Source organism: Vibrio sp. Y2-5, assembly GCF_014596725.1.
Taxonomy (GTDB): domain Bacteria; phylum Pseudomonadota; class Gammaproteobacteria; order Enterobacterales; family Vibrionaceae; genus Vibrio.
Genome location: NZ_JACVEG010000001.1, coordinates 790153 through 804177, shown reverse-complemented (window position 1 = coordinate 804177; position 14025 = coordinate 790153). Strand labels below are relative to the sequence as shown.

Genomic DNA, 14025 nt, shown 5'->3' with positions numbered 1-14025 from the left:
ATAACTGCGAAGCATATTCAATCGGGATGCATTGCGAGAAGTTAATCGAGCTGGAATGACTTGATTGTGAGAAATGAGGTTTCTTAGCTCACACCCTTTGTTAATAATGAGTGCATGAAAGCCCTTAATGAACATAAACTTATACTGCTTGTTTTCTAATCGACTAATTATTGGATTTCCACGGAGCCTGTTATGAAATCACTCGGCGCTTTGTTGCTCCTTTTACCGCTGCTCGTTGCCTGTACCGCTGACGAAAGTCCTCAAGCTCTCGGGACATTGGAACGAGATAGAGTTACTTTTTCGGCCACCAGCAACGAGATCATCAGGGAGCTTCCTGTAAAGGAAGGCAGTCAAGTTACAACTGGCGACGTATTGGTTAGATTGGATACCACCAGCCAACAAGCAATGCTTGCACAAGCGATTGCACAACAAGCAAAAGCAAAGGCTTATCTGACCAAGCTGACTAATGGTGAACGCCCAGAAGACATTGCCGTAGCGCAAGCTAAAGTGACCTTAGCAACAGCAAAGTTGACCGAAGCAAACAAAAACTATCGCCGCAAAGCAGAGCTGGTGTCCAAAAACCTCATCAGTGAATCAGAAAAAGATACCGCCTTATCCGCCAGAGACTCAGCAAGAGCCGAACTTGACTCTGCAAAAGAAGAATTTGCAAAACTCACTGCAGGCACTCGCTTAGAAGACATTGAACAAGCAAAAGCAGAACTGGATGCAGCCATAGCCAACACTGCGGTACAACAGCAGAAACTCGATGAGCTGACCATTATCTCGACCCGTGATGGTGTACTTGATAATCTTCCTTACAATCTAGGCGAACGTGTTTCTGTCGGCAGTATTGTGGCTGTGGTTCAAGCCAATAATTCCCCCTATGCGCGCGTATACGTACCAGAACCTTATCGAGTTAAGCTGACTCAAGGGACACAGTTACAAGTGCATGTGGATGGTTTGGAACAAACCTACCAAGGCACAGTGCGTTGGATAGCAAACGAACCTTCATTTACGCCCTACTACGCGCTGACTGAAAATGAACGAGCGCGATTAATGTATCTGGCAGAAATTGATTTATCCGATGATGCGCAAAGCTTGCCATCAGGCATTCCTGCGCAAGTAGATTTGCCTTAGGAGCGACAATGACAGATTACGCAATTCAGGCAGAACACGTTGTTAAGAAGTTTGGCGATTTTACGGCAATAGAAGGTATCAATTTAAACGTACCCAAAGGCAGTATCTATGGTTTTTTAGGACCCAATGGCTGCGGGAAATCCACCACGATTCGTGTACTTACTGGCTTGTTAAGCCCCACGTCCGGATCTGTGAATGTTTTGGGCTTAGAGATCCCCAGACAGTCAGAACAATTGCGTTTGAAAATTGGCTATATGACGCAAAAATTTTCACTCTACGACGAACTCACCGTTGAAGAAAATTTGCAGTTTATGGGTCAGATTTTCGGTATGAACCGAAAAGCGCTCACACAACGAACCAACGAACAACTGAAAACTTACGGCTTAGATGAACGCCGAAAACAGCGCGTATCAAGTATGAGTGGCGGACAGAAACAACGTCTCGCTCTCGCAGCAGCCACTATGCACAACCCTGAACTGCTGTTTCTTGATGAACCGACTTCCGCCGTTGACCCAGAAAACCGCCGTGAATTTTGGGAACAGCTGTTTGATCTCTCCTCTCAAGGAACAACCATTCTTGTCACTACCCATTACATGGATGAAGCGGAACGTTGCCATAGGCTTGCAATCATGGAATCAGGTGAAATTCGCGCTGATGATGAGCCGGAAAAACTCATGCAGCAAATGGGCGTGAACATTGTTGAAGTAAAGGCGGCAAATCTTCGCAAACTCAAAGAGTCGTTAACCTCATATCCGCAAGTTCGTTCAGCAGCGCAACTCGGCGTGCGACTACGTGTTCTTATTCATCGCGAAGTCACCAATCCAATCGAGTGGTTAAAATCCATCGAACCGAGTTTAGTCACTGCGGAGCTGACGATTGCCCGTCCTAGCTTAGAAGATGTGTTTGTCTCAGTTACAGGGAAAGGCCGCCAATGAATAGTCTGTTTCGAATGAAAGCGGTGATGATCAAGGAACTGCGCCAGTTGTCCCGTGACCGTATCACGTTTGGCATGGTGGTAATGATTCCTTTGATTCAGCTGTTGTTATTTGGTTATGCGATCAATACTGATGTACGCAACATTCCGGTAGCCGTTGTCGACCAAAGCCAGAGCGCATTTGGCCGTTTGCTTACTGAATCAATCAAAGCCACACAAGTGGTCACAGTGACCAAGCAATTCGCAACCGCTAAACAGGCGGAGCATGCCATTGAACAAGGAGAGGTTCGTGCGGCTTTGATCTTGCCAAAAGGCTTACTTCAACGTTTGCAGGAAGGCAGAGAGTTGGGACAGTGGCTGGTTGATGGTTCAGACACCATTATCGCCGGATCTATCATGGGTCTGAGAGCCATGCCCCTTACTGATTTCGATTTCAAGATTAAACCCGCGATCACGCCTACATTCGAAGTGACGTTACTGTATAACCCGAGCCGCCGCTCAGCCGTCAATATAGTCCCCGGTCTTTTAGGCGTCATATTGACCATGACAATGATCCTCTTTACCAGCGCTGCCATTGTGCGTGAAAGAGAACGAGGCAATTTGGAATTGCTGATCACAACGCCGATACACCCTATCGAACTGATGGTTGCGAAAATTGTTCCGTATATCTTTGTTGGTCTGATTCAGGTGTTCATCATTCTCGGCTTAGGACACTACATTTTTGCAGTACCCATTAACGGTGATATTAGCCAGATTTTATTTGGTACCTTACTGTTTATTTCTGCGAGTTTAACCCTTGGCCTGATGATTTCGACGCTGGCAAACACTCAACTTCAAGCCATGCAGATGACAGTATTTATCCTACTTCCCTCAATTTTGCTTTCAGGTTTTATGTTCCCGTATGAAGGGATGCCCGTCGCAGCACAATGGATATCCGAAGTATTACCTGCAACCCACTTTATGCGCCTGATTCGGGGCATTGTGCTAAGAGGAGCGGATTTGGCGGACCTTTGGAAAGATACGATATGGCTAGCAGGATTTACCGTACTGGGATTGATTGTCGCATCGTTGCGATTCAAGAAATCTTTAGATTAGAGCAATGAATTATGCTGTGAGAATTTGTCGCAACTCATAATTGAATGACGCTTGCATGGTGTCTCAAACAACTTTGTGAACGATTACGCATTAGAAAAAATATGGCAGGTTCTGCATTGACTAAAAAATGAGCAGATCCTAACTTTTTTAATGGTCACATCGTTTACGGAGGTCAAAATGAAACGCGCGAGTAACAGCTACCGATTGCAACTGATCAAAGAAGTGGCAATCAGAACACAAGCATCCAACGCCGATCCTACTGACCCAATGGCTTGCCATATACGAGCAATCATGTCCGAACAATGTAATTCTGAACCTTTTAAAGATGTGAACAGCAAATTTAGCGGGGCACACTTTGACGCTCATGCTGGTGGCTGGGTCAGTGATCTTTGGTCTTTAAAATAGACCAAGTCATTATTACATCGTCCTAAAACAAGGATTGTTGCGGGCTCTCGGATTCGGGAGCCCCTTCGTTTAATGCTTTGTTTTGTGCCATTTTTCGGCGATAACGCTGCCTGCACAGTTTGATTACATGAATTTGCTGCGCTGGCGTCATTTCCAGCCATCCAAACCTTTCTTCACGCTTACGCATGCAGCCTCGGCAGTACCCTTTATCGTCCATCGAGCAAACACCAATACAAGGACTGGGCACAGTAAAAAATTCAAGCTGCTCCATGAGTATTCCTTCTGTTCGCTGATTGGTTCATCAAGTCTTATGTTTCAAGCTTGTTACTTTTAGCCTGTTTTTACAGTTATAAGTATAGAAAAGCGTTGGTTCAATCAACAAATTCTAACCAATTTGCGTGATTTAGCATTTCTTAAGTAAGTTTGACCGCCTTAAAGGTAATAAACCTATAAACAAAGTGATTTCGATCACCTAATCTTCATCCTATCAGTCAATTTCGTCGATCATTATCACACAAGAAATTTCTCTCACTGTTCAGCTTCAAATTAATCGCCTAGAGTTCATCGAAACGTTTCGATGAACTGTTTTTTTACCGTTACAGCGATAAAAACACTTTGTTCCAAAGACAAAACATTTGCGATTACAAAGGTAAAACAATGAAAAAAAGCGCCCTACTGAACTCAGAACTCTCTTACTTGACAGCAACATTAGGTCATACCGACGAGATCACTATCTGCGATGCTGGTTTGCCCATTCCGGAAGAAACACTGCGTATCGATTTAGCCTTGACTCATGGCGTTCCTAGTTTCTTAGAGACCGTTCGCGTCATTCTGTCTGAGTCTCAAATTGAGGGGGTCGTAATGGCCAGCGAGTTCTCTCAGGTTAGCCCTGAACTTCATGCTGCTTTACTTCAAGAACTCAAAGCCGAAGAGTCACGCGGTGGCAAAACCATCAATGTTGCTTACGTGTCGCACGAAGAATTCAAAGTACGCACTCAAGATAGCCGTGCGGTTATTAGAACGGGCGAATGTACCCCGTACGCAAACGTCATTTTCCAAGCTGGTGTGGTTTTTTAATTCCATCTCCCACTCAACAATTGAGGAAAGAGCATGACTCAACCAATTTTAGCGCTAAGCAACATTGATAAAGCCTTCCCGGGGGTTAAAGCGCTCGATCAAGCAGGTCTGAATGTCTATCCCGGCCGTGTCATGGCGCTTATGGGCGAGAACGGTGCTGGCAAATCAACCTTGATGAAAGTGTTAACTGGCATCTACACCAAAGATGCTGGTGACATTCAATATCAAGGACAACCTGCGTCGTTTAAAGGACCAAGAGATTCTCAGCAAGCGGGTATCAGCATTATTCACCAAGAGCTTAACCTGATCCCAGAGCTGACGATTGCAGAAAACATCTTTCTTGGTCGCGAAAAAACCAGCCCAATGGGGCGCATCCTGTGGAATGAAATGTATCAGCAAGCGGACAAGTTACTCGCTCGCCTAAACGTAAAATACAGTTCAAAAACTCAGTTAGGCGCACTGAGCCTCGGCGAACAACAGATGGTAGAAATCGCCAAGGCATTATCGTTCGAATCCAAAGTCATCATCATGGACGAACCCACAGATGCGCTTACCGATACTGAAACAGAGTCGTTGTTCAAAGTCATTAACGAACTGCGTGAACAAGGCTGCGGAATTGTTTATATCTCCCATCGCTTAAAAGAGATCTTCGAAATTTGTGATGACGTAACGGTACTACGTGACGGTAAGTTTATCGGTGAATGCCCAGTCGCCGATATCAATGAAGATGGCCTGATTGAAATGATGGTGGGCCGTAAGCTAGAAGAGCAGTACCCACGTATTGAGGTTAAACACGGTGACACTTGTTTAGAAGTGATTGGCTTAACAGGCTCCGGTGTTCACGACGTGAGCTTTACTCTCAAAAAAGGTGAAATCCTTGGCGTATCTGGCTTGATGGGTGCTGGTCGTACTGAGTTGATGAAAGTCATTTATGGCGCACTGCCATCAGAGAGTGGCGTCATTAATTTAGATGGACGCACGATAAACCCAGTCAGCCCTCAAGACGGATTGGCTAACGGTATCGCATACATCTCTGAAGACCGTAAAGGTGACGGCCTGGTATTGGGGCTGTCCGTGAAAGAAAACATGTCTCTTTGCGCTTTGAATAAGCTTTCTAAAGGCATTCAGCTTCAACACAACGATGAAGCTATTGCAGTGGAAGACTTTATCCAGCTTTTCAATATCAAAACACCATCAAGAAATCAGATCATTGGCAATTTGTCCGGTGGTAACCAACAGAAAGTGGCTATCGCTAAAGGTTTAATGACCCGTCCAAAAGTACTGATTCTTGATGAACCTACTCGCGGTGTCGATGTCGGTGCGAAGAAAGAAATCTATCAGTTAATCAATAAGTTCAAAGCGGAAGGCATGAGCATCATTTTGGTGTCTTCAGAAATGCCAGAAGTCTTGGGTATGAGTGACCGCATCATTGTGATGCATGAAGGTCGAATCAGCGGTGAGTTTTCAGCTAAAGACGCCAACCAAGAAAATCTATTAGCGTGTGCCGTGGGTAAAACGGTGAACGAGGAAGCAGCATGAGTACTAACACTATGAATAAAATAAATTCTGTCAGCGAAAAGAAGTGGCTGAGTAAAGAGTGGCTGATCGAACAGAAATCACTGATCGCTTTGCTGTTTCTGATCATGGTTGTCTCTTTTTTAAACCCAAACTTTTTTACCATGGATAACCTGATGAACATTCTTCGTCAGACATCGGTAAACGCAATTATCGCCGTAGGTATGACGTTAGTTATTCTCACTGGTGGTATCGACCTGAGTGTCGGTTCTGTACTTGCTCTTTGTGGAGCTTTCGCTGCAAGTCTTATTGCCATTGAAGTTCCGGTATTAATTGCTGTACCAACAGCACTTATCGCTGGTGCTGCACTAGGGGCAATCAGTGGTTTCGTGATTGCCAAAGGTAAAGTTCAGGCATTTATCGCAACCCTAGTTACCATGACTTTGCTACGTGGTGTAACCATGGTTTACACCGACGGTCGACCAATCTCTACTGGTTTTACCGATACGGCGGATGCATTTGCATGGTTTGGTACAGGCTACATGCTAGGTATTCCAGTTCCGGTATGGTTGATGGCAATCGTATTTGCCGCTGCTTGGTACCTTCTAAATCACACTCGTTTTGGCCGCTACGTATATGCATCAGGCGGTAACGAATCAGCGACACGTCTTTCAGGTATCAACGTAGACAAAGTTAAAATCGGCGTTTACTCAATCTGTGGCCTTCTTGCAGCACTAGCAGGCATCATCGTGACATCGCGTCTATCGTCTGCGCAACCTACAGCAGGCATGGGCTATGAGCTCGATGCAATTGCAGCAGTTGTATTAGGTGGCACCAGCCTACTCGGCGGCCGCGGTAAGATCATGGGCACATTGATTGGTGCTTTGATTATCGGCTTCCTGAACAACGCACTCAACCTACTAGATGTGTCTTCTTACTACCAAATGATTGCAAAAGCAGTGGTTATCCTGCTTGCAGTACTTGTAGACAATAAAAACAAATAACCCGTGAAACAACTGACCTAACTTCGGTTAGGTCTCCCCCAGCATAAGGAAATTAAAATGAAAAAATTGGCAACTCTGATTTCAGCTGCACTGCTATCTACCTCTGTTTCTGTCTCTGCATACGCGCAAGATACGATGGCAATTGTCGTCTCTACGCTGAATAACCCATTCTTCGTTACGATGAAAGATGGCGCAGAAGCAAAAGCAAAAGAGCTCGGCTATAACCTTATCGTTTTAGATTCACAAAACGACCCAAGTAAAGAGCTTTCAAACGTGGAAGATCTTACTGTTCGTGGCGTGAAAGCAATCCTAATCAACCCAACGGATTCAGATGCAGTATCGAACGCAATTCGCATTGCGAACAACGCTAAGATTCCAGTATTAACACTAGACCGTGGTGCAAGCCGTGGTGACGTTGTGAGCCACATTGCATCTGACAACATTGTTGGCGGCGAAATGGCGGGTCACTTCATCATGGAAAAAGTGGGTGAGAAAGCCAAAGTTATTCAACTGGAAGGTATTGCTGGTACATCTGCAGCTCGTGAGCGTGGTGAAGGCTTTATGAACGCGGTTAAAGGCAGCCAAATGCAACTACTCGCTAGCCAGCCAGCAGATTTCGACCGCACGAAAGGTCTGAACGTAATGGAAAACTTACTAGCAGCTAACCCAGATGTTGAAGCGGTATTTGCACAGAACGACGAAATGGCGCTAGGCGCACTTCGCGCAGTTCAGGCTTCTGGTAAAAACGTCATGATTGTTGGCTTTGACGGCACAGACGACGGTATTGCAGCAGTACAGCGTGGCAAATTGGCCGCTACTGTCGCTCAACAGCCTGATATGATCGGTGCGCTAGGTGTAGAAACCGCTGACAAAGTACTGAAAGGCGAAAAAGTGGACGAGTACATCCCAGTTCCACTAAAAGTCATCACTAAGTAATTGCGAATCAATTCTTAATTTCTAATCGCACCCTCTCCTTGCGGGGAGGGTGAAAAAAGACAGTTTTAATGTTTAAACTTTAACGTGTTAAGTAAATAAAGACCTTAAACCTCTCTTTTTTCCTAAAACACTGAGGACTTCTTCTATGAATAAGTTGGTGGTATTCGGTAGTGTCAATGCAGACCATGTTCTTCAAGTACCGACTTTTCCTCGCCCAGGCGAAACACTTCACGGCCGCAATTACCAAGTGATACCAGGAGGCAAAGGTGCAAACCAAGCTGTAGCGGCAGCTCGATTGAAAGCCGATGTCGGATTTATTGCCTGTGTGGGTGATGACCCGTTCGGCATTAACATTCGCGAAAGCTTTAAAGTAGATGGCATCAACGTCTCAGGGGTCAAACTCCAACCAAACTGCCCTACGGGTATCGCGATGATTCAGGTCTCTGACAGCGGCGAAAACAGCATCTGTATTTCTGCCGAAGCGAATGCAAAGCTGACCGCACAAGCCATTGAACCGCATCTTGAGCAAATACGTAATGCGCAATACCTGCTTGCTCAACTTGAAACACCACTAGATGGGATTATTCAAGCCGCTCAAGTAGCAAAAAGTGCGCAGACTCAGGTCATTCTGAACCCTGCCCCTGCACGTGAATTGCCAGACGAACTGTTGAGCTGCGTCGATATCATTACACCGAATGAAACTGAGGCGGAAGTGCTGACAGGTGTTACCGTTTGCGACGATGAATCAGCACAGAAAGCGGCGGATGTCCTTCACAGTAAAGGGATCGAAACCGTCATGATTACTCTCGGTGCCAAAGGCGTCTGGTTAAGTCAGCATGGCAAAGGCATCATTATTCCAGGATTCAGAGTAAAAGCGACAGACACAACTGCAGCTGGTGATACCTTTAACGGTGCTTTTGTTACTGGCTTGTTAGAAGAAATGCCTTTAGAATCAGCAATTAAATTTGCACATGCAGCCGCAGCGATTTCTGTCACCCGCTTTGGTGCGCAGACCTCTATCCCACAACGCTCTGAGGTTGATGCATTCTTAGCTGAACAAAAGTAAAGGATACTGATGACATGGCAACAATGAAGGATTTAGCAAAACTCGCAGGAGTTTCAACATCGACTGTTAGCCATGTGATCAATAAGACCCGTTTCGTAAGCGATGAGATTGCGGAACGGGTTAACAAAGCCGCTCAAGAACTCAACTACGCCCCATCCGCTTTAGCTCGCAGCCTGAAAATGAACCGCACCAAAACCATAGGTATGTTGATGACAACATCAACCAACCCTTTCTTTGGTGAAGTGGTCAAAGGTGTTGAACGTAACTGTTACCAACAGGGTTACAACTTGATTTTGTGTAACACTGAAGGCGATCACGAACGTATGAAAGCCTCAATCAATACCCTGCTGCAAAAACGCGTAGATGGCATCATTTTGATGTGTTCAACATTGGTGGGTGAACGCATTGATGAGTTTGAACGCTACCCTGATATCCCTGTCGTGGTGATGGACTGGGGACCGATGTCATTTTCCAGCGATAAGATTCAGGATAACTCTCTGCTCGGTGGATACATGGCCACCAAACATCTGATCGAGAGTGGTCATAAAGAGATCGGTTGTATTACGGGACCTTTGAATCATCATCAGGCTCAGATGCGCTATGAAGGCTATAAACGCGCACTACGTGAAGCTCATTTGGAAATACACCCAGAGTGGGTCTTGGAGTCTAACTTTGAATGCCAAGGGGGCTATGACACTTTTATCAAACTGATGAAGTTAAACTCGCTGCCCAGCGCTCTCTTTGTGAGTAATGACATGATGGCAATGGGTGTGATTAACGCGGCGAATGAAAACAACCTCTCTATTCCTGATGACATCTCCATCATAGGTTACGACGACATTCACATTGCCAAGTTCATGTCTCCGTCGTTAACAACCATTCACCAGCCTAAATATCGCTTAGGTAAAGCGGCTGTTGATACTTTGCTTAAAAAAATCAATAAGCTGAGCAATCAGCCAGAGATTATTCAACTCGAACCAACACTTATCGTTCGTAAAAGTGTTAAACAACTTTAGGAATTGTCTTACATACGGCAATCAACAATCAGACAATATTTATACATTTCAATAAGTAACAAGCAAATTGATGTGATTTCAGGCTCAATCTATGACCGCATGCTGACAAAAACAGTGTTTTATTGACTATACTGAGCGGAATTTCCATATTCGGAGTGAATCATATGAAGCTGATTTCAAAATCGCTACTTGCGGCGGTAACGCTACCTGTAATTCTAACGGCTTGTAAAAGTACTGGTGATGAAGTGCAAATTACGGCTCAAGACCTACAACACCACAACTGGGAACTTGTTCAGGTTGATGGTAAAGATCTAGTGAAGAATGAACGCTTAAAAACTCCTAACTTAGAAATTGGCGAAAAAATGATTGCCAATGGCAACGCTGGCTGTAACAACTTTTTCGGTCAAGCGGAAGTGAAAGACAACAAGTTCCGTATTGAGAAAATGGGCAAAACCATGAAAATGTGTATCGGTGACATCATGGATACTGAACAAGCGGTTTCTCAAACGCTACAAGAGTGGAGCGACATGACACTCACTAAAGATTCATTGGTACTAAAAACCGAAGTCCACACATTAACATTTAAACTTAGCGATTACATGAACTAAGCGTTTAGTCACATAAAATGAATCATAAAAAAATAGCAGCCATTGGCTGCTATTTTTGTTTTCGGGTTAAACGCACACCTAAACGTCCGTTAGCTAAACACTTTAACTAAAAACCAAGGCTTTCAGTGCTGATTCAGAATTGATATCTGCAAACTCTGGCGGGTTATCCAAACGATATTGGAAGTTTAAGTCTGGTGCTTCAGCTTTCATTCCTTCAATCAGAAAATCGCTGCTTACCATTGGCGAGTTAACGCAAGCCAGCACTTCCCCATCCTCCGTCAATAGATCAGGAAGACGACGAAGAATTCTTTGGTAGTCTTTGGTTAACGCAAAACTGCCTTTCTGAAAAGAAGGCGGATCAATGACAATCAGATCATAAGGACCCGCTTTTTTGATTTTCCCCCACGATTTAAAGATATCGTGACCAAGAAAACTCACTTTATTGAGGTTGTGATCATTAATCAGATGATTTTCACGCCCTTTCGACAAAGAACCTTTCGCCATATCGACATTGACGACTTTATCGGCTCCACCAGCAATTGCGGCCACAGAAAAGCCACAGGTGTAAGCAAACAGGTTAAGTACGTTCTTATGTTTTGCGTGTTCTCTCACCCAGTCACGGCCTAAACGCATATCGAGGAACAAGCCAAAGTTTTGGTTTCTGCCAATATCAAGCTGATACTTCAATCCGCTTTCAACCACAACAGGTCTTGAATTCAACTCTCCCCATAGCACTTGGGAAGGCGCTCCGTCAGCGTAACGGTGTTGAAGCAAAATGCAGCTGCCGTTTCGCTGTTGCCATAACGACGATTGCGATAAAGCTTGCAAGCCTTGTTCTAATGCTTGAAGAAACTCTTCTTCCACTTCTTTAAACAAGTTTACAACCAGTTGCCCTTGTAACCAGTCACAAGTAATTTGCTCCAAACCTTCCCAACGTTGACCTCGACCATGAAATAGTCGACGAACTTCATCTGGGGCTTGTGCGAGCTGAGCATTGAGCTCTTCAAAAAAAACGGGTAAAGCTGATAGTTGCATAATATTACTTTTTCACTGTTGGCCAGTTAAGTGACCAAGGTTGTAACCATAATTCGATGTTTTGACTCACCACTTCGCTGTTCCACTTCTTCCCAAGGTACTCTTTTCCTCTTGGGTCACATAGAAACTGAAAGGTTTCGCCAGCATAAATAAACTTAAGAGCAAAGGCGTGTAAATACCCGCGATCGGCGTCATCTGAAGCGTTATAAATGGGATCACCTACGATTGCTGAACCAATCGATTTAAGCGCCACACGAATCTGATGCGTTTTTCCTGTATGTGGTTTACACAAGAATAGTCTCTCACCCGGCTCTGCCGAAGCTGAGAAAAATTGAGTCACTGCTGGGTTATTCTGTGTTGCAATCAGTTTCCAAGACGCCCGACGAGAACGCTCCATATCACCACTGATTAGGCCTTGTTTTTTCTTTGGTTTCTTACTGCCAAGGGCTAAATAGAACTTTTCAACATCACGGTGAGCAAATGCTTGAGAAAGTTCACGCGCAGCTTGGGAATTTCGCGCAAGCAATAATATCCCTGACGTCATTTTATCGAGTCGATGAACTAAATAAAGCTGAGAATCGCCGCTGACTTTGCCAACTTCTTGTAACAGCATGGTATCGCCATCATCTTTGTGTACCGAAACATTCGGATGCTTATTGATGACGAGAAAATCAGAGTGAGTAAATAGAATATCGAACATGATGCCCCTCAATAATGGACGGCCATTATACTCAACTGAGACTAAAGGTCAGTAAAACATTATGTTGCTGACTTCTGTCAGATACAGAAGCATTCAGATAAACAAAGGCCGCTTAAAGCGGCCTTATCAAATCAAACATTTGGAATGATGCGGATAACGAATTATGCGAAGAACACCAGCAGCATCAGTACCGGACATACGAAACGTACGTAAGTCGGCCAAATTTTCCAGAACCAGCTACTTTCAATTTCTGGGTAGCCTTGCTTAAGTTCATTCAATACTTGGTTACGGTTCCAAATCCAACCCGCAAGAAGCGTAATTAACAGTGCGATAATTGGCTGTGAGTAAACCGTCGTGAACTGAATCACCAAACCGAATAGGCTTGAGAAGTTCATAACAATCACACCAGACGCAATCGTCACCAAACCGCCAATCCAAAGTACTGCTGTATTACGGTTTTGTTTTAGCTCTTCCGTGGCACAAGAAACAGGAACTTCTAGCATTGAAATTGAAGACGTCAGCGCCGCGATGATCATCAGTAAGAAGAACACCAAACCTACGATTGCACCAACAGCACCCATGGTATCGAACATCGCAGGAAGCACTGTGAACACAAGTGTATCCGAGTTCAAAAGTTCGCCAGATTCAGAGAAGATTTCAACACCGTGGTTTTTAGCAACAAACATCGCTGGCAAAATCACTAGACCAGCAATAAACGCAACGCCCGTATCGATCAAAGCTACTTGCGCTGCTGTTTTCGGAATATTAGTATCTTTCTTCAGGTACGAGCCGTAAGTGGTCATTACACACACACCTAAAGACAGAGAGAAGAACGCTTGCCCCATCGCACCTACAATTAAAGAAGGCGTGAAGTGAGAAAAGTCAGGGATAAGGTACATCTTCAAGCCTTCCATTGAGCCTTCTTGAGTAAAGATGTAAACCGTTAATAGAGCAAACAACACAAACAATATTGGCATCAAACGAGTTGACCATTTTTCGATACCATCAGCGACTCCACTGCGAACAACGTACATAGTGATAGCCATAAATGCCACCATAAGAACTAAGTTACGTTCCGTACCAAAACTGGTTAGCCAGTGTGCCGCACTGTCCATTCCAATCAGAGTTAAGCCACTACCGAAGAAAGATCCAATCAGCCAACCGGCAACAATTGCATAGAAAGCCAGAATCAAAGACACCACGATTAGGCCAACAACACCAAGAAAGACAGCGCCAGCTTTTCCTTTAGGCCAAACTGATTTGAACGAACTGATTGAGTTCGACTGACCATAACGACCAATAGTCAGCTCTGCTACTAACATTGGAAATGCAAGTAGGAAAACCATCAGCAAATAAACAAAAAGAAATACTGCACCACCATTACTGGCAGCTTGGGTTGGAAAGCCCCAAACATTTCCTAAGCCTACAGCGGAACCTGCTGCTGCCATAATGAAGCCAAATCGAGAGGTAAACTGTCCTCTAGAACTACTTGCCATA

Annotated in this window: 15 protein-coding genes; 11 read left to right on the top strand and 4 right to left on the bottom strand. The window is 44.6% G+C overall.

Annotated elements, in window-relative coordinates; translation table 11 throughout:
• The first annotated feature begins 192 nt into the window (after window positions 1-192).
• The 4 genes from HUO09_RS03755 to HUO09_RS03740 all read left to right on the top strand — a co-directional run bounded on the left by HUO09_RS03755 (window position 193) and on the right by HUO09_RS03740 (window position 3571).
• On the top strand, window positions 193-1137 hold the full coding sequence (locus tag HUO09_RS03755) for an HlyD family secretion protein (RefSeq protein WP_167411723.1): 945 nt from the start codon (window positions 193-195) through the stop codon (window positions 1135-1137).
• 8 nt (window positions 1138-1145) lie between these two features.
• Window positions 1146-2072, top strand: a complete 927-nt coding sequence (locus tag HUO09_RS03750) for an ABC transporter ATP-binding protein (protein ID WP_188233012.1) — start codon at window positions 1146-1148, stop codon at window positions 2070-2072.
• The gene (locus HUO09_RS03745) at window positions 2069-3166 is read left to right on the top strand and encodes an ABC transporter permease (protein ID WP_188233011.1); all 1098 of its coding nucleotides are present in this window, start codon (window positions 2069-2071) and stop codon (window positions 3164-3166) included. Before HUO09_RS03750 ends, HUO09_RS03745 begins: the two co-directional genes overlap by 4 nt.
• Window positions 3167-3343: 177 nt before the next feature.
• Window positions 3344-3571: a hypothetical protein gene (locus HUO09_RS03740; RefSeq protein ID WP_167411726.1), complete on the top strand. Its 228-nt coding sequence runs from the start codon at window positions 3344-3346 to the stop codon at window positions 3569-3571.
• A gap of 22 nt (window positions 3572-3593) precedes the next feature.
• Here HUO09_RS03740 and HUO09_RS03735 read toward each other — a convergent pair whose 3' ends face one another.
• Window positions 3594-3842 (bottom strand): DUF1289 domain-containing protein, encoded by a 249-nt coding sequence (locus tag HUO09_RS03735; RefSeq protein WP_167411727.1) that lies wholly within the window; start codon window positions 3840-3842, stop codon window positions 3594-3596.
• Window positions 3843-4228: 386 nt separating this feature from the next.
• Here HUO09_RS03735 and rbsD point away from each other — a divergent pair, with 386 nt between their 5' ends.
• The 7 genes from rbsD to HUO09_RS03700 all read left to right on the top strand — a co-directional run bounded on the left by rbsD (window position 4229) and on the right by HUO09_RS03700 (window position 10793).
• Window positions 4229-4648, top strand: coding sequence for a D-ribose pyranase (gene rbsD / locus HUO09_RS03730; protein WP_188233010.1), 420 nt, complete (start codon window positions 4229-4231; stop codon window positions 4646-4648).
• A gap of 33 nt (window positions 4649-4681) precedes the next feature.
• The gene (rbsA, locus tag HUO09_RS03725; protein ID WP_167411729.1) at window positions 4682-6187 is read left to right on the top strand and encodes a ribose ABC transporter ATP-binding protein RbsA; all 1506 of its coding nucleotides are present in this window, start codon (window positions 4682-4684) and stop codon (window positions 6185-6187) included.
• The gene (rbsC, locus tag HUO09_RS03720; protein WP_188233009.1) at window positions 6184-7167 is read left to right on the top strand and encodes a ribose ABC transporter permease; all 984 of its coding nucleotides are present in this window, start codon (window positions 6184-6186) and stop codon (window positions 7165-7167) included. The genes rbsA and rbsC overlap by 4 nt, the downstream gene beginning before the upstream one ends.
• Before the next feature lie 57 nt (window positions 7168-7224).
• Complete coding sequence (gene rbsB / locus HUO09_RS03715; RefSeq protein ID WP_167411731.1) at window positions 7225-8103, top strand: ribose ABC transporter substrate-binding protein RbsB; 879 nt, start codon at window positions 7225-7227, stop codon at window positions 8101-8103.
• Between the two features lie 145 nt (window positions 8104-8248).
• The gene (gene rbsK, locus HUO09_RS03710) at window positions 8249-9169 is read left to right on the top strand and encodes a ribokinase (protein WP_188233008.1); all 921 of its coding nucleotides are present in this window, start codon (window positions 8249-8251) and stop codon (window positions 9167-9169) included.
• Window positions 9170-9183: 14 nt separating this feature from the next.
• The gene (locus HUO09_RS03705) at window positions 9184-10185 is read left to right on the top strand and encodes a substrate-binding domain-containing protein (protein ID WP_167411733.1); all 1002 of its coding nucleotides are present in this window, start codon (window positions 9184-9186) and stop codon (window positions 10183-10185) included.
• 164 nt (window positions 10186-10349) lie between these two features.
• A complete protein-coding gene (locus tag HUO09_RS03700) occupies window positions 10350-10793 on the top strand; it encodes an META domain-containing protein (protein WP_167411734.1) in 444 nt (147 codons plus the stop codon).
• A 102-nt stretch (window positions 10794-10895) separates the two neighbouring features.
• On the opposite strand, the gene HUO09_RS03695 is transcribed toward HUO09_RS03700, so the two are convergent.
• The 3 genes from HUO09_RS03695 to HUO09_RS03685 all read right to left on the bottom strand — a co-directional run bounded on the left by HUO09_RS03695 (window position 10896) and on the right by HUO09_RS03685 (window position 14024).
• Window positions 10896-11828: a class I SAM-dependent methyltransferase gene (locus HUO09_RS03695; RefSeq protein ID WP_188233007.1), complete on the bottom strand. Its 933-nt coding sequence runs from the start codon at window positions 11826-11828 to the stop codon at window positions 10896-10898.
• A gap of 4 nt (window positions 11829-11832) precedes the next feature.
• Window positions 11833-12528 carry a TIGR01621 family pseudouridine synthase gene (locus HUO09_RS03690; RefSeq protein ID WP_167411736.1) on the bottom strand — a complete coding sequence of 232 codons (696 nt, stop codon included), beginning with the start codon at window positions 12526-12528 and terminating at the stop codon, window positions 11833-11835.
• Between the two features lie 161 nt (window positions 12529-12689).
• Window positions 12690-14024, bottom strand: a complete 1335-nt coding sequence (locus tag HUO09_RS03685; protein ID WP_188233006.1) for a sodium-dependent transporter — start codon at window positions 14022-14024, stop codon at window positions 12690-12692.
• Window position 14025: the final 1 nt, after the last annotated feature.